Source organism: Burkholderia sp. PAMC 28687 (assembly GCF_001577465.1).
Taxonomy (GTDB): Bacteria; Pseudomonadota; Gammaproteobacteria; order Burkholderiales; family Burkholderiaceae; genus Caballeronia.
In genome coordinates this window covers 1389095-1408199 of sequence record NZ_CP014506.1, presented here as the reverse complement: position 1 = coordinate 1408199, position 19105 = coordinate 1389095, and the positions used below count along the sequence as shown (strand labels likewise).

Below are 19105 nucleotides of genomic sequence, written 5' to 3'. Positions count from 1 at the left end.
GGCGTTCGTCAGAGTGTTGGGAAGGCGTACCCCCTTGATAACACCCGTGACACGGACTTATTCCTTCAACGCAAGCGAAGACCGCGCGCCGCCCAACGTGGCGAGATGCTTGAGCAAGCGTTGTCGTGGACCCGCTGTAACTACGCGTCAGCCCGTTTTATTCTGGGCCGACGCGCTGTGACGCCCTGACGAGACGCGACAGGTGCATCGTCCATTTTTGCTGCATCGGACCGGCGCATCCGCGCTTCGTTCTGAAGGTTCTCGACAAGCGCTCGCGTCGTCGCCCGCTCAATCACGGCTTTCCTCACCAGCAGGCCGAGCTTGCGGCTTACCGGCTGGCCCGGGAGCGTCAGGCGCTGCACTGAAGACATACCTCGGAGCATCAGCAAATCACCCGGCACGACGGACCAGCCCAAACCTTCCGCGACCATCTGCGCAATCACCGCGGGTTCATCGAGTTCGATTCCCTCTCGCACCATCAGTTTTTGTCGCCGCAAAAACGTATTGACGAGGCCGCCGCCATAGGAGCGTCGGTCGTAGCGAATAAACGGCAGATCGAGCGCCCACTCTCTTAGCGATCCCATGGCCGCCTTTGGCGCTACGGCAACGTAGACATCGTCCAGTAATGGAATCCAGACAAGGTTGGCGGGAATGCCGAAATTCGGCTTGATCATGGCCGCGATGTCGAGTTCGCCCGCGTCGACTTGCGCCAGCAATTGAATGGACGTGCCCGGCGTGATCTGAATCTGCGTCGCCGGGCAACTCTCAAAAAAGCCTCCCAAGGCCTTGGGAAGCAGGCCGGATTTAACGGTGGAAATGGCGCCGAGATTGATTGTCGACACTTGTGGCGCCGCGCCCGCCTTCATGTCGTCATAGCGCGCAACCAGATCGCGTGCGTGACTGATGAGCGCCCGCCCACGTTCACTCAATTGCACCGCTTTCCCGCTGCGCTCGAACAGCAGGCACCCGAGATCTGATTCCAGCCGCTTGATCTGCATGCTGACCGCCGATTGCGTCAGGCCCAGCCGTTCGCCGGCACTGGAAAACGAGCCTGTTTCGGCGGCGGTGAGGAAGGTGGCGAGGTAGCGGAGCATGATGAAAATAATTGATGCTTAGACCTTAAAATATGCGTTTCTCATTCGATATTTTTTATCTTAGCATTATCGACATTGCTCAAGTTCTGAATAACCACCCCCAAGGCGTTCAATGACCACAACCGCGTTGTTCCACCTCGCATTCCCCGTCAACAGTATCTCGAAGGCCCGGGAGTTCTACGGCGAATTGCTGGGTTGCCCCGAAGGGCGGAGCTCGGAGAGCTGGGTTGACTTCGATTTCTACGGGCATCAGATCGTCGCGCATCTTTCGCCGGAAGAGACCGGCCACAAGTCAACGAGCGAAGTCGATGGCCACGACGTGCCCGTCCGCCATTTCGGCGCCATCTTGCCAATGCGCGAATGGAAGGCGCTGGCTGAGCGGCTTCGCGCGCAGGACGTCAAGTTCATCATTGAACCGCAGATCCGTTTCCAGGGTTTGCCCGGCGAACAGGCCACCATGTTTTTCCTCGATCCATGCGGGGGAAACGCGCTGGAATTCAAGGCGTTTGAAGATCAGGGCCAAGTGTTCGCAAAGTAGGCATTCGCGTATCAAGCGCGTTTTATTTTCGCCAAAACCCGCGTTTTCGCATTAATTTTCGATTTATTTAGCGGGCACCATAGGGTCGCCAAGCGGGCTGGGGCACGCGGCGCACCCTATGGAACGATGACAACAGTCGCAAGAAGGCCATTGATTCCCGCGTTGACCGGCGTTCGCTTTCTCGCGGCATTGAGTGTTGCGCTGTACCACTTGTCGGATAGGGTAGCCGCGACCTCGGGAATCCCGACCCTGCATTTTTATGAAAATGCGGGCGATCCCGTGGAGCTGTTCTTTATCCTTTCGGGATTCATCCTGACCTACACGCACCCTGAAGTAAACGGTGCGGAACGACCTGCCATCCGGCAATTCTATTTTTCCCGGTTCGCGAAAATTTATCCGATCTACTTGCTGGGCTGGATCGTGTTCGCGCCGCTGATCTATTCGAATCTCGTCGCGCTGCATGGACACGGTGCGGGCACTTATGTCCGGCTGGCGTTTTACGGCTTCATGTCGCTTACGCTCCTGCAAGCGTGGACCACCAACACAGCCAATGCATGGAATACGCCGGGATGGTCGCTATCCGCGGAGGCCGTGTTTTACGCGGCTTTTCCGTTCCTCTTCACCTATCTAAAGAACCGGCGTCTTGCAGCGCTTTCGGCAATGATCGGCGTTTGCTGGGCAGGTTCGGTGATTCCGACGCTGGCGCTTTCGGTTTTGCCGCTGTCGCTGAAAAACGAATTCTGGCCACGAGAGCTGGTCAACTTTTTGCCGATACTGCGGATAGGAGAATTTATCGCGGGGATTTGTCTTGCTCGACTTTTCCTGAGCAGCACGAAGGAGAAATCGCTGCGCTTCGATCTGGGCGCGCTCGGCGCCTTGGCTGCGGCGATTACCGTGATCATCGTGGCGAATCATCTGAATGCGAAGGTGTTGCTTTTCCCCACCTTCATGCTGCTGCTCTATTGCCTGGCATGCGCCAAGGGACCGCTCAGCGGGCTGCTGGGCAGCAAGCCCATGGTCTTGCTGGGCGAAGCGAGCTTCGCGTTCTACATACTGCACGTACCGATGTTCAGATACGCGAAGATGGTATTCCCCAACATCGCGACTTCGCCTGCAGAATTCGCGGCGTTTCTGGCTGGCCTGGCTGCTGTATCGGTTGTTTGTTTCCTGACCATAGAAAAGCCGCTGTGCGCTTATTTGCGTAACACGTATAAGCGCGCTCGTTCGCCGTGTGCGATAGGCCAGCCTGAACACGCATAGCGGTGTCAGGCGGCCACTCGGTTCCAGTCGATCAGGGCAGCGTCACCGGAACAGGACGCGTCAGCAGGTCGACGTAAATGCTAAAGAACCGGTTGTTGTCGAACTGCGTCACGTATGCGATCTTTTGCGGAGATGCGCCTGTGGTCGGGGTCTGGTAGACCTTGACCTGACCTTGCGTCTCGCCGTTGCTTGTATCGATGTCGAGGTAGGCGCTCTTCGTCTGCGTCGCGTAAGTCGGGTCCGTGAAATAAGCGATCGTCAGGGTATCGAAGATATCCGTGTTCGTGCTGAACGCGTTTGCATTGGCGATTGCATAGGCCTTCGTCACGGCGGTCTGCTTGCTCGGATTGTTGGCGATCTGGTCGTAGACGCTTTCCGTGAGCGGAACGGTATTGGTGACATCCAGCGGAATCACCGTTTGCGGAATCGTTGTCTGCAATACCGTGCGCACCGCGAGCGGATCGAACCACCAGTTCAGTTCGCCTACCGCGTTGGCGTTGCCCGCTACGGCCATCGCGCCACCCATATAGACGATCTGCTTGATCAACGGCGCGATCTCCGGCGCCTTCTGCAATGCAAGCGCAAGATTGGTCGGCGGTCCCACTTCGAGAATGGTGACTTGATTCGGATACTTCTTGATCGTATCGATCATGAAGTCGGACGCGTTTTCCGCTTGCAGCTTCGTGCTCGTTGCGAAGCCGTCCGGTGGCGCGACCAACTGCGAAGCCTGAGTGGGCTCCGCTCGCATCCACGCGCCGAAGTAACCATTCGGATTTGCCGCCTGTTGGGCGCGAATGCTCGCTACGTTGTACTGCAGCGGATAGTCCGCGCCTGCGTATACGCCTACGGTGTTTTGCACGCCCATGCGTTCGACTGCCTTGAGTGCATCGGCCTGTTCCTGAAGCAGCCAGTCGTTGCCCGTGACGACCGTCAGGCCCAGCAGGTTGACCTTGCCTTGCGCCATCAATTGCGTGGTCATGGCGAAAAGCTGGCCGTCGTCGCCCATGGTGTTGAAATCCGAATCCATGATGACCTTGGGCGCATTGGCCAAGGCTGACGAGTTGGAATTGCTGTCGCTGCCGCCGCACGCGGCGAGGACCATGGAGCTCATGAGGATTGCTATAGATCTTGAGTGCATTGCTGTTCCCATTCGAGTTGGTGGATAACGAACAACGACTGCAACATGGCGCCATGCGGCAGCTTTGCGTGGGCCGCCCGCAAAAGCAGGCGGGACGCTTCCGGCTGTGACCACAGCCGGAAAAATCAGGCCGCGCTGTCGACTTCCTGGCGCGTGGGGATCGACGGTTGCGCGCCTGCGCGCGTTACCGAAATGGCAGCGGCGCGCTGGGCAAGATCGATCGCAGCTTCCAGCGGCTGACGCGCTGCAAGCTGCGCGGCGAACACGCCAATAAAGGTGTCGCCTGCGGCGGTCGTGTCGACTGCGTCGACCTTGGGCGCGGAGAAGTGCGTACCTTCGCCGCCTTCGGGCAACAAGTACGCGCCTTGCGAACCCAGCGTCACGATCACGTTGCGAGCACCCGCGCGCTGCAATTCCTTGGCCGCGCGCCGTGCGCCGCTTTGCGATTCGACCGGCAGACCGGCAAGGATCGCGGCTTCGACCTCGTTCGGAACCAGATAATCGACGAGCGGCAGCCAGTCGGCGGGCAGCGGGCCGGTTGCGGGCGCCGGATTCAACACCGTCAGCTTGCCGAAGCGCTTGGCTGTCACCAGCGTTGCGTACACCGAGTCCCAGGGGATCTCGAGCTGGCAGACCACGACGTCGGCTGACTTGATGACTGCTTCGTGCCGCTTGACCATCTCGGGCGTCACCTGCCCGTTGCTGCCGGCCACGACCACGATGGTGTTCTGGCCATCGTCGGCTACCGTCACCATGGCTACACCGGTCGGCAGCGACGGGTCGATCTCGATCGCACCGCAAGCGATGCCTTCCACTTCGAGCCCAGCAAGCCGGACTTTGCCGTTGCCATCGGCGCCAACGCAACCGGCCATCGCAACGCGTCCGCCGATGCGAGCGGCCGCGACCGCCTGGTTGCCGCCTTTGCCGCCGGAGTGCTCGGAGAACTCGTGTCCGCCGATGGTTTCGCCCGGACGTGGCAGGTGAGGGGAGCGCGCGACCAGATCGGTATTGATGCTGCCGACAATCAGGACCAGGCCTTGTTTCGTATCTTTGGACATGTCTTTCTCCTGCTGGTGTATGCGTGGCGGCGTCTTTGAGACGCCTGACATTTGCACGCATACGCCCGTAATAATGAAGCGTTCAGCGCTTGCTCACCGAAGCGTTTTTTTAACCAAGCCGGGCTCAGATGACGCGGCGCTTGCTGCGGTACGTATCCAGCACCACAGCGACGACAATCACCGCGCCGGTGATGATCCGCTTGGTCGGTTCGTTCGCGCCGATCTGCGCCAGACCCGCGGCAAGCACGGAAATGATCAGGACGCCAAAGAACGTGCTGATGACCGAACCGCGGCCACCCATCAAGCTCGTTCCGCCGATAACCACCGCCGCGATCACTTGCAGTTCGATACCCGATCCCGCGTTAGGATCGGCGGCTTCGAGGCGCGAGATCTGGAACAGGGCGGCCAGGCCGGACAGCAGTCCCATCAACCCAAACACGATGACCTTGTAGGGCCGCGGATTGACACCTGCGAGCCGCACCGCTTCTTCGTTCGTACCGATCCCGACCAGATATCGGCCGAACACGGTGCGCGTCAACACGAGTTGCGCGACGATCATCACGGCGATCGCGATCAGGAACGACGGCGAAATGCCGAAAGCGATCGGATTGGACAGGAAGTCGAACGCATCGCCAATGTAGGCCGTACGCGAGTTCGTCAATTGGTAGGCAAGACCGCGCGCCGCTTCGAGCACGCCGAGCGACACGATGAACGACGGAATGCGCCAGCCCACCGTCACCGCGCCGGTCACGCAGCCGGTCAGCGTTGCGCCTGCCATGCCGAGCAGGGCTGCGGGCAGCGCAGGCCAGTGCCATTGCAGCGCGGCGACGCTGGTCAGCGCAGCGCCGAGCGCAAGCACCGATCCCACCGACAGGTCGATGCCCGCAATGATCAGCACGAAGGTCATGCCCACCGACATCACCACGAGATCGGGGATCTGGTTCGCGATCGTGCTGAAGGTATCGTAGGTGAGGAAGTGCGAGCTCAGCACGGAGAAGAGCGCGATCATCGCGATCAACGCGCCGAGCAGGCCCAGGTAATTCGAGAACCCGAGCCGCGTGCCGATCGGCTTTGCGCTTTTTGGCGGCTCCGTCTGCGTCTTCGGGGTAGTGGTTTGAGTTGTCATCCTAGTGCTCCGTGATATGTGCGTCTGGCTTTCTTGTGTCTGGTACGTGCGTGTCCGGCTCGGCAGGTTCGCTGAGAATCTTATCGCGGCCGGCATAGCCCGCGAACGCTGCGGCGAGCAGCGCATCCTGCGACCAGTTATCGCGTTCGAAGACGCCCGTCATGCGTCCCGCCGACATTACACCGATGCGGTCGCAAATGAGCATTAATTCCCGCAAATCGCTCGATACCACGACCAGCGCGCGGCCTTCGCGGGCTTGCGCGCCCATCAATGCATAAATGTCGAATTTGGCCCCGACGTCGATACCGCGTGTGGGTTCGTCGAAGAGCAGCACCGTGCAGTCGCGTGCGAGCCAGCGCCCGATCACAACCTTCTGCTGATTGCCGCCCGAGAGTTCCGACACGGGCTGCGCCGCACTCGATGTACGGATGCGCATCGCGGTGATCTGTTTTTGCGCCAGTGCGTTTTCGCGTTTTGCGTCGACCACCCCGTGCCTGGATACCGCGCCGATATTGCCAAGCGAGATATTCGCGGCGATAGGTTGGGGCAGCAACAGGCCTTCGCCCTTGCGGTCTTCGGTGATCAGTGCGATACCCTGGTTGACGGCATCGGACGGCGACTTGACGTTGACTTTCGCGAGCGTGCCGCCGTGGCGTGCAACGAAAACCTCGCCGCTATCCGCCCGATCCGCGCCATAGATCAGGCGCATGAGTTCGGTGCGTCCCGCGCCGATCAGCCCGCTGATGCCAAAAATCTCGCCGGCCTTCACTTCAAACGATACGTCGCGCACTGCGTGGCCGCGCGTCATGCCTTGTACCTTGAACGCGGTCGTACCGATACGGCGTTCGCCGAGATCGATGCGCTCGCCAATATCGCGTCCGACCATCAGCGTGACGATCTTGTCACTGCTCAGATTGTGCATTGCGTCAACATGCACGAGTCGGCCATCGCGCAAGATCGCTGCACGTTCGGCCACCCGGGCAAGTTCTTCCAGCCGATGCGAGATATACACGAGCGCTACACCGCGCGCTTTCAGGCGGTCGACTTGCTCGAACAACAGGTCGACTTCACGCGCTGTCAGCATGGCGGTGGGTTCATCGAGGATCAGGACGCGGCAATCGCCAATCAGGTTGCGCGCGATCTCGACCATCTGCTGATGACCGATACCCAGCTCGCCCACTAGCGTGTCCGGATCGATTGCATCGAGACCGACCTGCGCCATGGCGTGATGTGCGTCCTCACGCAGCTTCGCGCGATCGATCCAGCCGAGGCCACGTTGAGGCAAGCGGTTCAGGAACAGGTTTTCTGCGACCGACAGCGTGGGCAGCAGGTTCAGCTCCTGCATGACCATGCGCACGCCGAGCGCTTCGGCGTCACTACGGCTTGCCGGTGCGTACGCAGCGCCCGCAAGCTGCATGGAGCCGGTGGTCGGCGTGACGAGACCGCTGATGATCTTCGACAACGTGCTTTTGCCCGCGCCGTTCTCGCCGGTCAGCGCGAGCGCTTCGCCGGGACGCAGATGCAGCGACACATCCATGAGCACCGGCTCGACATAAGTCTTGCCAATGCCGTGTATGGTCAACACCGGAGGCGCATCGGCGGAAGGGACGATTGGACTTGGCATCGTTTTAGAAAGACTGGAAGGTGCTTGATGGTGAATCCGGAGCGCGGTGCGTCGGGACAGTTAAAGCGTGGAGTCGTGCCGCAGGACACACGTTTGTCCTGCGGCTCGCCATGATGGCGATGACTCGTGAAGCGAGCGTTACTTCTTGCCTGTGACCAGGTCGACAGGCGTCTCGACAACGCTCGACAAGTCCGACTGCTTCTGATGCGTCGACAGCGCCTTCAGCGCGGTATCGATACCGAATACCGCTTGTTTTGCAGCGTATTGGTCGGCTGTGGCGAGCACGCGGCCATCGGCGAGCATCGGCTTGATGGCGTTGATGTTGTCGTAACCCACGACCTGCACCTTGCCTGCCTTGCCCGCTGCGCGCACGGCCGATACCGCGCCGATCGCCATGTTGTCGTTGCCGCACAGCAGCGCTTTCACATTCGGGTTCGCGTTCAGGATTTGCGATGCAACCGCATTGCCTTTATCGATTTCCCAGTCGCCCGATTGCAATGCAACGACCTTCACGCCCGCAGCTTGCATGGCTTGCTTGAAACCTGCCGTGCGCTGCTGCGCATTCGTGGTGGTCGAAACGCCTTCGATTATGCCGACTTCATCGCCCGACTTGAGCTTCTGCTTGGCCAGGTATTCACCCACCTGACGCGCGCCCTTGGCGTTGTCCGGACCCACGAACGGCACGTTCAGATTCTTTGACTTGAGCACGTCGGTGTCAAGCTTGTTGTCGATGTTCACCACGATGATCCCGGCGTCGACCGCTTTCTTGATCACCGGAACCAGCGCTTTCGAATCCGCCGGCGCGATCACGAGGGCATCGACTTTCGACACGATCATCTGCTCGACAATGCGGATCTGATTGGCGGTATCGGTTTCGTCCTTGATGCCGTTCGTGATCAGCGTGAACTTGTCGGTGTTGTGGGCTTGATAGTCCTTGGCACCGGTTTCCATCGTCAGGAAAAACTCGTTCGCGAGCGACTTCATCACGAGTGCGACGGTGGGTTTTTTCGCTGCTTGAGCGAATGCCGATGAAACGGGCAAGAGCGAGGCGGCGGCAAACACCGCGGTTGCGGCGAGTACGCGGCGTCGAGCCTGATTGTGCTTGCGGGTCATAAAGTCTCCGGAGTCCGCTCTTCGGTCTACCGGGTGGCAGCCGCGAGTCGTTTGGTCATTGCGTAGTTGAAACGCGCGAGATTGACGAATTAATCAATCTGAAAGGAAAGTCCTGATGACGTTTCCTCTGGCGCGGAGTATCTGAAAGACCGCTCCCGGTGCTTGTCTGGTTCAAGCGAGGGTGGTCTATCGAGGTCTAATGCTATCCTCGCGAATAGCGATATGCTACCTCTAAAATTGAAAGCGGGCGTTTCGAATATGGAACACGTCGACTGGGACGATCTGCGCATTTTGCTGGCCATCGCGCGTGAAGGCACCATGCGGGCTGCGGCTTTGGCGTGCGATCTGAGCGCCGCGACGCTCTCGCGCCGGCTGACCGAACTCGAAAGAAGACTAGGTGAACCCCTGATTGACCGCGTGCCTTCCGGCTGTACGGTGACGGTGTTCGGGCAACAGGTCCTGACATGGGCCGAGCAAATGGAAATCCTCGCGCATCAGATCGAGCGCGCCGGCGACGTCACCGGTTCTCATGGGCTTGAGGGGACGGTCAGGATCAACGCCGTCGAATGGATGTCCTACATCCTGATGAAGCTGCTCGGCTCCTTCCAGGAAAGATTCCCGGGGCTGGCTATCGAAGTGCTGACGTCGCAGCGCCCTTATAACCTTGCGCGTCGTGAGGCGGACATTGCCATCTGGTCGGAATGTCCGGAGGAAGGCGACCTGTATGTCCGGCGCATCGGCAAGGTGCGCTTTGGTTTGTACGCATCGCGTGATTATTATCTACGTCACAAGGTAGCGATCAAACGACGCGAGTGGAACAAGCTTTCGTTCGTGGGATACGACGAGCGGCGTGGCGATCATCCGGCGGCGCGATGGCTGAAGACCTTGCCGGGCGCGCCGGAACCGAGCCTTCGATGCAGCTATGTCCTCGGCGTCTTCGACGGCGTGCTTGGAGGCTCGGGCCTGGGTGTGCTCGCGCAACTCGCGGGCGACACCACCAGTGACCTCGTTTGCGTCGAACCGCATATTCGCGAGCTTGATCAGGACGTATGGATGGTGCTGCATCCGGCGCTTCGAGGAAGCGAGCGCATACGTGCGGTATCGAATCTTGTCGCGGATATTTTTCGCTGAATTCCTCGGCCTGACGCACTAGTCGTCAAGGGCTAGGCGGCTGCGCTCCTGACTGCTTTACCGCCTAGCAGGCAAACAACGAGCGTGGCTATAACGAGCGCAAACAGCGCAAGCCGAAGGCCAAGGAACCCCGCTGCAAATCCAATCATCGGCGGACCGACCAGGAACCCGGCGTAACCCGCGGTTGCCGCCATCGAGACCCCGACTGCGGGCGTCGATGTCGATCGTCCGGCTGCGCTGAAAATGACCGGGACGATGTTCGCCAGTCCAATACCCACCAGCGCAAAGCCCACGCAAGCGGTGACCACGTTCGGGTATCCAAGCACCAGGGCAAGCCCAAGCGCTGCGATCAGGCCACCGATTGCAACCACGGCACTCGACCCGAGCCGGCGCACGGAGACATCACCGACAACGCGGCACGCCGCCATCGCAAAAGCAAACGATGAATAACCCAACGCCGCGGCGCTCGCTTGTGTATCGAGTGCGGAGCGCAGGAACACCGCGCTCCAGTCGGCAACCGCTCCTTCGACCAGCATGCAGAGAAACGCGAGGCCGGCGAGTTTCATCACCGCGCCGCTAGGCAGCACGAATCCGCTCGCCGCTTTCTGCACCCGCGGTCCAATATCCCTTAGCGCGAAAACGGCGGCGGCAAGGACAAGCATGGCGATGACTGCATCGGGAATCAGAAGGCCGCCCATCGTGCCGATGCCGTTCACCTGGAGCGCGGCGCCCGATGCCGCACCGAGCAAACCGCCCACGCTCCACGCCGCGTGAAACGACGACATGATCGGCGCGTGCCATTCGCCTTCAATGGCGCTGGCGTGTCCGTTCATCGATACATCGAGTGCGCCGTTTGCCGCGCCCAGGACAAAAAGCACCGCGCAGAGGACCGCGAAGTCGGGTACAAATGCCGGCAAGGGCAGTGCGATCACGAACGCAATGCCGAGGAAGGCCGTGACGCGTCCGCTGCCAAAACGCGGAGCGAGGCGGCCGGCGAGCGGCATGGCGACGATCGCGCCCAGGGCGAACGCGAATAGTGCCAGTCCCAGCGCGGTGTCGCTCAGGGACAAGGCCTCCTTGATGCGCGGAACCTCGACGGCCCACGCGCCGATCCCAAGTCCGTTGGCGAGAAATATGGCGGTTGTGGCGATACGTTCGGAGACGGGTTTCATCGCGCCACCATCACGTTGCCGCAAAGGTTTTCAAATGCACCAAGGCGTTCGGCGGGGACATCCGCTTCCAGGATCAGGTGGTCGATGCCCGACGCAGGCGCTACAAAATAAGGTGCTGCAGTCATCAATTTCTCCGATGTCATTGCTATGGCGACTTGCCCACTCGCTTTTACCATTGCACGTTTCAGTTCGGCATCCTCAGCATCGAATGCGGCGACGCCTTCAGTGGTATCGATCGCGCACGCGCCCAGAAAGCATAGGTCGGCCCTGATTTGCTGGATCTGCAGCAACGCGGTGGCACCGACCGCCCCGGCGCCGCGCGGACTCATGCGCCCGCCAACCAGGATCACATCGATACCGGGACGGTCCATCAGCCGCGAACAGGCATCGGGGGAGTTCGTCACGACTGTGAGATCCGCGTTATCGGGCAACGCAGCGGCAATCGCGACGTTGGTCGAGCCGGCGTCGAGCAAGATGATCTGCCCCGGCCGGACGATGCTCGCCGCCAATGCCGCGAGCACTGCCTTGCGATCGCCGGCTTCGCGCAAACGCGTTGAACCGGCAGTCGATGCCGGCGATAGCAGCAGTGCGCCGCCATAGACGCGCTTGCAGTGGCCGGCATCGGCAAGGTCGCGCAGGTGGCGGCGGATGGTGTGCTCGGATGTGCTGAATTCTGCTGCGAGGTCTGCGGCCAGGACGCGGCCGCGTGAGCGCAGGCGTTCGAGTATCAGCTCGGCACGTTCGTCGGGGAGAAGGGCGTCGGTGGCGTCGCGGCGGGTTCTTTGCATTGGTTGCTCGTTGTCTCGGATCGATCACGAATGAGCGTAATGTAGCGTAAACGAGCAAGAGGGGGCAAATTTTTTGACGGCCTTGAAAACGGGCGCGGAATTAAACGGTTACTCCTGCAATCCTTTCCCCCCGTTCCGGCCGCCCCAGGAAAAACCCCTGCGCACTCGTGCATCCGCAACCCCGCACGAACGCAAGCTGCTCATCGGTCTCGATCCCTTCCGCCGTCGTCGGAATCCCGAGTTCCCTCGCGAGCGCCACGATCCCGCGCACGACCGCCGCCGATTCCCTCCGATGCACCGATTCCCGCACGAACGAGCTATCGATCTTGAGCGTATCGAAGGAAAAGCGGCACAAGTTCGATAGCGTCGAAAACCCCGTGCCGAAATCATCGAGCGCCAGGCCGATACCCATTGCACGAAGCCGTTCCACGTTGCGGCGCGTCGGGCCGTCGTCGCTCATCAGCACGGTTTCCGTCACCTCAATATTCAAACGCGAGGGCGCCATATCGTATTCGCGAAGCACCGACGCCACCAGGTCCGCGAATGTCTCCTCGCGCAACTGGACCGGCGACACGTTCACCGCGACGACCACCGGTTCGCGCCATCCGGCCGCTTCCTCGCATGAGCGCCGCAGCACCCATTCGCCGAGCGGCAGGATCAGCCCCGTGCGTTCGGCAATAGGCACGAACGTGGTGGGCGGCAACTCGCCGCGCGTGGGATGGGTCCATCGGACGAGGGCTTCGCGGCCAGTCGTGACACCGCTCGCGAGATTCACGATCGCCTGATATTCCATGCGCAAGCCACTGCCGAAAGCCTGAAGCGCGCCTTCGAGATCGCTGCGCAACAGGCTCAGGCTGTCATCGGAGGCGTGCGCCTGGGCATCGAAAACTGCAAACGCACTTTTGCCGCTGCGCTTGACGGCATAAAGCGCGCGGTCCGCGCAGATCAGCAACTGCGGTCCGGTGTCGCCATGCTCGGGGTACTGGGAAATGCCGACGCTGGCGCCAATGCGCACGAGCGCGTCATTGAGCACGAACGGCCGGGCGAGCGTCTTTACAATCTGGTCGGCGAGCAGGCGGACCTCTTCGCTGAGAGACGCATCGTTCGATATGGCGACGAACTCGTCTCCCGCCAGACGCCCGACAATGTCGCCCTGGCGTAGCACCGCCCGCAAACGTCTGGCCGATTCCTGTAGCACGAGATCGCCGGCGGCGTGGCCGAGGCTGTCGTTGATCGCCTTGAAACCGTCCAGATCGATAAGCAATACGGCAAACGATCCGGGGCGCAGCGCGGGTTCGGCATCGGTGCGATTGAGCAGCAACTCGCTGATGCGCGCACGGTTGGGAAGACCCGTCAGGCTGTCGTGGCGCGCAAGGCGGTTGCTGGTTTCCTGCGCCCGCAGCATGGCGACCGTGTCCTTGTTGCTGCGCAGTGCGACCGTGAAAAATCCTGCGGCACAGAACGGCGCCTGGAACAGCAGCACGATCTTTCCCGATCCGGGCGACATTGCCGCGCCCAGGCCGAGCAGCGCAAAGATGAAGGATATCTGGATCATCACGAGCCGCGGTGTGCCGGCATTGCGCCCGGCCAGTCCGCCGACCACGCCGACCGCGCAGACGTTGCCCAAAAGAAAGAGCGTCTGGTTGCCGCTGATGTTGCAAAGCAGCGCGCCGAGTCCGAGGACCGCGCTCCACACAATGCTGGCGACAAGGAAAAGCGACGTGGGCGTGGGTTCGTTACGCTCGCTGCGCCTGCAGCATACGGCGATCAGCAACAGCCGCGCCGCGAGAACCACGAGTACGGCCAGCGTCCAGGCCAGGTAGCCCGCGCCCGGGTAGAGATATAACGCCGTCAGACAAACGCTGAGCTCGCAAATCGATGCCATGACAATCGACGTTGTCCTGGTGAAAAGATTCGAGAGCAGGACTTGCCGGTTGTCGGCGCTCAGGTCTTGAGCGGATCCTACGAGCCATTTGAAAAATGGCGACTGCGGTTCGCTGAACGCCATGGAGTGCGCAATGTATGGTGGTTATATGGTTATCGGCGCGGCTGGCTTTTTCTGTTGCGAATTATCACGTGAATTGCGCGTTTCGCTGAGATAAATCTATCCTGACGAATATGCAAGGCGTGGTTTGCTGCGAAGAAGAAACAGATCATGGCGGCGTGCAAACGGCAAAACGGCCGTTGATGAACGGCCGTCTTGCGGGTACGTCACGGCTCTCCGACCGACATCACGCCCAGATAGGACTCCAGTCTCAATGCGCGGTCGCGCGTGAGGGACATGCCTTCGTCTTCCTGCATCGAGACGTACATCGTGCCCTGGCGCGTTGCGAAAATTGCCGATTGCGTCGCCAGTTCGGCATCGCGGAAAGTCAGCCAGGACCGCTGCGAAGCCTTCAGCTTTTGTGCGGGCACGGTCGGAAGCGTCTTCAGCAAGCGCTGATACGCAACGTTCAATCGATGATCAAACGCCTTGTAGGCGACCGAATAACAATCCGACATGTCCGCGGTCGAGATGGTCTTCGGATTGTTCAGGCACGCGTCCAGCGCGTCGGATGTCTTGTCCCTGGGTTCTGCGGACGCGGCGAAAGCCGATGTTGCTGTTGCCGCGCAGAGGCACGAAACCAGAAGCAGCGGGGCGATCCATCGGCCGGGTTCATGAGAGAGCTTGTTGATCATCGAAGCGGGTCTGTTGACAGGAAGGATCGCCATTGTGCCGTGCATTTCATGTCGGTCTTAAAACGACGACACAACCAGTCCGCCAATATCCGCAATCGCCGCTTCCCTGCGAGCGGTTTGCGCGCTCGTTTGTGTCAGATAAGCCGTGACGAGCAGCGGCGCGCGTTTGGGCGGCCAGATGATCGCGATGTCATTGGTCGAGCCGTGCGACCCTGTGCCGGTTTTATCGCCGACGCGCCAGTCCTTTGGCAGCTTCTCGCGAATGCGCTTCGCGCCGGTCTTGTTCGCGATCAGCCAGTCCCGCAACTGGGCGCATGAACTCACCGATAACCGGTCCGTCAGCAGCAGCGTGCGCATATTGGCGAGCATGGCGTTGGGCGTGGTGGTATCGCGCGGATCGCCGGGCGTGCTTTCGTTGAGCGTCGGTTCGTTGCGGTCGAGGCGCGTTTGCGTGTCGCCCAACGTCCGCACAAACGCAGTCAGCGCGGCCGGTCCGCCGAAGCTCGCGAGCAGCAGGTTGGCGGCGGTGTTGTCGCTGAGTGTGATCGCAGCGTCGCATAGCGCGGCAACGCTCAAGCCCGCGCTGTCGGCGTGGTGTTGCGTGACTGGCGAGTAATCGACCAGATCGCTCTTCGAATAGACGATCTTCCGCTTCAGGTCTTCCTCGCCCTTGTCCACGCGCGCCAGTACGAAACCGGCGGCGAGGAACTTGAAGGTGCTGCACATGGGAAACGCTTCGTCGGCGCGCAGTCCGGCGTGGGCGCCTGAACCCGTGTCCAGGACCGAGACACCGAGCCGGCCGCTCGTGCTCGCTTCGATCCGCGCGAGCCGTTTGCTTATCTTGTCCGCTAGACCGGCGCCATTGCTGTCTGCGGCCATCGCCCATTCTCCAAACGATGCCGCCACAACACCAGCTAGGGACGCGCCCGCAAGAGCGCCCGTGAACATCCGCCGTGTAATCATTGATCCTCCATTCGTGACCTGAATTGAGCGCTCAATATCGACGGTTTGGATCGCATTGACAAACGATGATAAATTGACGCGCACCCAAGAAAATCTAATGGATCGGCTAAATCATGCGGCCTTATCTCCCTCTGAACGCCTTGCGGGCGTTCGAATCGTCCGCGCGGCATCTGAGCTTCACGCGCGCCGCGCTCGAACTGAATGTCACGCAGGCGGCGGTCAGCCAGCAAGTGAGATCGCTTGAAGAACGGCTTGGCACGACGCTCTTCAAGCGCTTGCCGCGCGGCCTTGGGATGACCGACGAAGGCCTCGCGCTGCGCCCGGTCCTGACCGATGCGTTCGATCGGATCGAAGCCGTCCTCAAGCAATTCGATGGCGGCCATTTCCACGAGGTGCTGACGGTCGGCGCCGTCGGCACCTTCGCGGTCGGCTGGCTGATGCCGCGCCTCAAGTCGTTCCGCGCGGCGCATCCGTTTATCGAACTGCGTTTGCTCACGCATAACAACCTGGTCGATCTGGCAACCGAAGGGCTGGACTTCGCGATTCGTTTCGGCGACGGCACATGGCCGGGTTCGGTCGCGACCAAGCTCTTCGACGCGCCGCTTGCCATCTTGTGTTCGCCGGAGATCGGGCAGCGGCTCGATCAGCCCGAGGCGCTTGCCAACGAGACGTTGTTGCGCTCGTATCGTGTCGATGACTGGACGCGCTGGTTCGCCACCGCCGGCATCGCGCCGCGAACGCTGCGCGGTCCCGTATTCGATTCGTCGCGATTGATGGTGGAAGCAGCCATGCAGGGCGCGGGCGTGGCGCTCGCGCCCGCCGTGATGTTCGAGCGCGAACTGAACATGGGCAGTCTCGTTCGTCCGTTCAGCGTCGAGGTGAACGCGGGCAGCTACTGGCTGACATCAGTGAGAGGAAAAAGCATGACACCCGCCATGCTTTCCTTCAGCAACTGGATTGCCGGCGAAGTCTCGACGGGACACTCATAAGAAACCCATGCCCGATGCCTTGAGCGTGGCGGCGGCGCGCGTCGAACACTCGAGCTTGCGGAATACGCTCTCCACATGCGTGCGTACGGTGCTCGGGCTCAGTTCGAGTTCGCGCGCGGCTTCCTTGTTGCTCGCGCCACGGCTGATGGATCGCAGGACGTCGATTTCACGCGCCGACAAGCGCACCGCGGGCGGCCTTGCGCTGTATCGTTCGCTAGGGGTTGGCGCAGGACCTGAGGCGAGCAGCGCATCCATGACGGTGGTATCGAAGCGTCCTTGCGCTGTTTCGGCCCGAAGCAATTCGGCTGCGGCGTGTGGGCTCATGGCTTCGCGCCACGGGCGCGGCGAGCGCAACGCCACCCATGCGGCGGACGCGGCCAGCACGCGCGCCTCGGCCGGCAGCGCCGCGTTGCCCGCGCTGCGAAAGTAGCCGGTCCCGTCGAGTCGTTCATATGCGAACGACGCCAGCTCGGCGGCCTGTTCGAGCGTGCCGGTCTGCTTGCCGGCGCGTGAAGTCCAGTAAGGCACGAGCCGCACTTTTTCCCACGCCGATGCCGACAGCCGCCCCGGCATGTTCCAGAGCGCATTCGACACGGCCGCGCGCCCGATGCCATGAATCAGCCCTGCCTGATAAACCCGCTCTTGCGCGGTTCGATCGAGCGAAAGACGCGCGCAGCACGCGGCGGCCGTTGCAGCGACTTCGCGCGAATAGCCGGTCATCCAGGGCAGCTTGAGGTCGATCACATCGGCGATCAGTTCCAGGGACGTCAGCTGCTGCATGTGCTGCGTCAGCAAGGCGTCATCGATTTCGCGGGGCTGCAAGGTATCGAGCGTATTCAGCCACGCCTGAGCGTGTGCGCAGGCGAGCGCGACGAGCCGCGCCGGATAGCGGACATCGGTGCGATGTGACACCAGCACGAGCGCGCGTTCGAGCCCGTACACGCGGCTGAAAATCTCGATATCGCCTGCCAGCGCCACCATGAAGACCGTTTCCGGAACCTGCGGCCCCGCCATGCGCGCCGGCAAACCGTTGCCATCCCACGCTTCGAAGATATGCCGCAGCGTGTTTTCGGTTGCGTGCGCGAGGCCCAGCGTGCGCGCCACTTCGCCGGAGACTTCGCAATGAATCTGCGCGAGCGGCTGGATGGTAGCGCCGAAGCCGCCCTGCATTCGCCGCATCGGTTCGTCCCAGTCGGGACGCATCGCAAGCATGGCTTCGCGGCCGGCAATGTCGTCGCCGAGGGCATCGGCGAAACCGGCCGCGTTGGCTGTGCAGCCCGACCATCGGAGCAAGGATGCTTCGCGCACGGTGTCGCAAGCGACGGCGTCCGCACCCGCCGCTTGCGCGAGTTGGAGCGCGAGCCACGCGGTGCGCGGCGAATGATCGGTTGGCTGTCCCATGCTGAGATCGCCGATGAAGGCGAGCGCCCTGACGGCGTCGAATGCGCGGATGTCGGAGCGGGCGGAACGGTCGCGCTGCATGGGTTCGATGCCTCCGGAGGCTCTGCTGGCAAGGGCATCACTATACGCGACCGGCTTCAAGGGTCGGTCATTCGACCGATACCGCCGCCAGGGCTCGTCTGCGAAAGTAGGGGCTCAAACCAACCCGCATGAGGACACCAGATCATGAACACCCTTCTCAGGAAAGTTTTAGCATCCGCCATGCTGCTCGGCAGCCTTTTCGCGGTTCCCGCAGTGCACGCCGCGCCGGTCCAGGACCTGAAAGGTACGAACGTAGTGCTCGTGCACGGCGCCTTCGCCGATGGCTCGAGCTGGAACAAAGTCATCCCGCTGCTCGAAGCGCGCGGCCTGCATGTAGTCGCGGTCCAGAATCCGCTGAGCTCGCTCGCCGATGACGCCGCCGCAGCCAAACGCGCGATCGATGCGCAAAACGGGCCGGTCGTGCTCGTCGGCCATTCGTGGGGCGGCGTGGTGATCACCGAGGCCGGCAACGACGACAAGGTGAAGGCGCTCGTCTACGTCGCCGCGTTCGCGCCGGACAACAACACGTCGATCAACGACATGCTCAAGGGCAAGCCAGCGCCTGCCTGGGCAAGTGAATTGCAAAAGGATTCAGGCAATTACCTGACGCTTTCCACCGATGCAATCATCCATCAGTTCGCGCAGGATCTGCCGGTGCCGCAGGCCCGGCTGATCGCCGCGACGCAAGGTCCATGGGCGGCCAGCGCGACTGACGACAAGGTGTCGACCGCTGCATGGCACTCGAAGCCGTCGTGGTTCGTCATCGCCGACAAGGATCACATGATCGATCCGCGTCTGCAGACGGCCATGGCCGCGCAAATCGGCGCGACCACCACGCATGTCAATTCGAGCCACGTGGCGATGGTGAGCCAGCCGAACGCAGTGGCGGCAGCGATCATCGCGGCGGCAACCAAGGTGCATTGATGAATCGGGATAGGCAGGGTTGCACG

17 protein-coding genes are annotated in these 19105 nt (G+C 61.4%); 5 read left to right on the top strand and 12 right to left on the bottom strand.

The genetic code is table 11. The features are described 5' to 3' along the window. Positions 1–140: 140 nt before the first annotated feature. Positions 141–1094: a LysR family transcriptional regulator gene (locus AX768_RS21610; RefSeq protein ID WP_082778983.1), complete on the bottom strand. Its 954-nt coding sequence runs from the start codon at positions 1092–1094 to the stop codon at positions 141–143. A gap of 112 nt (positions 1095–1206) precedes the next feature. Here AX768_RS21610 and AX768_RS21605 point away from each other — a divergent pair, with 112 nt between their 5' ends. Further along, positions 1207–1632, top strand: coding sequence for a VOC family protein (locus AX768_RS21605; RefSeq protein WP_062002046.1), 426 nt, complete (start codon positions 1207–1209; stop codon positions 1630–1632). Between the two features lie 126 nt (positions 1633–1758). Next, positions 1759–2892, top strand: a complete 1134-nt coding sequence (locus AX768_RS21600; RefSeq protein WP_082778982.1) for an acyltransferase family protein — start codon at positions 1759–1761, stop codon at positions 2890–2892. A gap of 31 nt (positions 2893–2923) precedes the next feature. Here AX768_RS21600 and AX768_RS21595 read toward each other — a convergent pair whose 3' ends face one another. The 5 genes from AX768_RS21595 to AX768_RS21575 form a co-directional block, all read right to left on the bottom strand. Next, positions 2924–4003 (bottom strand): nucleoside hydrolase, encoded by a 1080-nt coding sequence (locus AX768_RS21595; RefSeq protein WP_231941448.1) that lies wholly within the window; start codon positions 4001–4003, stop codon positions 2924–2926. Positions 4004–4155: 152 nt separating this feature from the next. Further along, the gene (rbsK, locus tag AX768_RS21590) at positions 4156–5088 is read right to left on the bottom strand and encodes a ribokinase (RefSeq protein ID WP_062002403.1); all 933 of its coding nucleotides are present in this window, start codon (positions 5086–5088) and stop codon (positions 4156–4158) included. A 124-nt stretch (positions 5089–5212) separates the two neighbouring features. Next, a complete protein-coding gene (locus AX768_RS21585; protein WP_062002043.1) occupies positions 5213–6214 on the bottom strand; it encodes an ABC transporter permease in 1002 nt (333 codons plus the stop codon). A 1-nt stretch (position 6215) separates the two neighbouring features. Further along, positions 6216–7838, bottom strand: coding sequence for a sugar ABC transporter ATP-binding protein (locus tag AX768_RS21580; RefSeq protein WP_062002042.1), 1623 nt, complete (start codon positions 7836–7838; stop codon positions 6216–6218). 138 nt (positions 7839–7976) lie between these two features. Further along, positions 7977–8951, bottom strand: coding sequence for a sugar ABC transporter substrate-binding protein (locus AX768_RS21575; protein WP_062002041.1), 975 nt, complete (start codon positions 8949–8951; stop codon positions 7977–7979). 258 nt (positions 8952–9209) lie between these two features. Between AX768_RS21575 and AX768_RS21570 the strand changes: the two genes are divergently transcribed. Then, positions 9210–10082 (top strand): LysR family transcriptional regulator, encoded by an 873-nt coding sequence (locus tag AX768_RS21570; RefSeq protein ID WP_062002040.1) that lies wholly within the window; start codon positions 9210–9212, stop codon positions 10080–10082. Positions 10083–10114: 32 nt separating this feature from the next. On the opposite strand, the gene AX768_RS21565 is transcribed toward AX768_RS21570, so the two are convergent. From AX768_RS21565 to bla, 5 genes are all read right to left on the bottom strand, one after another. After that, positions 10115–11254, bottom strand: coding sequence for an MFS transporter (locus AX768_RS21565; protein ID WP_062002039.1), 1140 nt, complete (start codon positions 11252–11254; stop codon positions 10115–10117). Continuing rightward, positions 11251–12042, bottom strand: a complete 792-nt coding sequence (locus tag AX768_RS21560) for a DeoR/GlpR family DNA-binding transcription regulator (RefSeq protein WP_062002038.1) — start codon at positions 12040–12042, stop codon at positions 11251–11253. The genes AX768_RS21565 and AX768_RS21560 overlap by 4 nt, the downstream gene beginning before the upstream one ends. 100 nt (positions 12043–12142) lie before the next feature. Beyond that, a complete protein-coding gene (locus AX768_RS21555; protein WP_062002037.1) occupies positions 12143–14050 on the bottom strand; it encodes a putative bifunctional diguanylate cyclase/phosphodiesterase in 1908 nt (635 codons plus the stop codon). A 203-nt stretch (positions 14051–14253) separates the two neighbouring features. Next, complete coding sequence (locus AX768_RS21550; RefSeq protein WP_172811997.1) at positions 14254–14754, bottom strand: lysozyme inhibitor LprI family protein; 501 nt, start codon at positions 14752–14754, stop codon at positions 14254–14256. 24 nt (positions 14755–14778) lie between these two features. Continuing rightward, entirely contained in the window at positions 14779–15684 is a 906-nt protein-coding gene (gene bla, locus AX768_RS21545; protein ID WP_062002402.1) for a class A beta-lactamase, read from the bottom strand. A gap of 113 nt (positions 15685–15797) precedes the next feature. Between bla and AX768_RS21540 the strand changes: the two genes are divergently transcribed. Next, entirely contained in the window at positions 15798–16673 is an 876-nt protein-coding gene (locus AX768_RS21540; RefSeq protein WP_062002035.1) for a LysR family transcriptional regulator, read from the top strand. On the opposite strand, the gene AX768_RS21535 is transcribed toward AX768_RS21540, so the two are convergent. Beyond that, positions 16668–18155: an HD domain-containing phosphohydrolase gene (locus AX768_RS21535; RefSeq protein ID WP_062002034.1), complete on the bottom strand. Its 1488-nt coding sequence runs from the start codon at positions 18153–18155 to the stop codon at positions 16668–16670. The two genes, AX768_RS21540 and AX768_RS21535, sit on opposite strands and share 6 nt — an antisense overlap. Before the next feature lie 144 nt (positions 18156–18299). Between AX768_RS21535 and AX768_RS21530 the strand changes: the two genes are divergently transcribed. Further along, complete coding sequence (locus tag AX768_RS21530) at positions 18300–19079, top strand: alpha/beta fold hydrolase (protein ID WP_062002033.1); 780 nt, start codon at positions 18300–18302, stop codon at positions 19077–19079. Positions 19080–19105 lie beyond the last annotated feature (26 nt).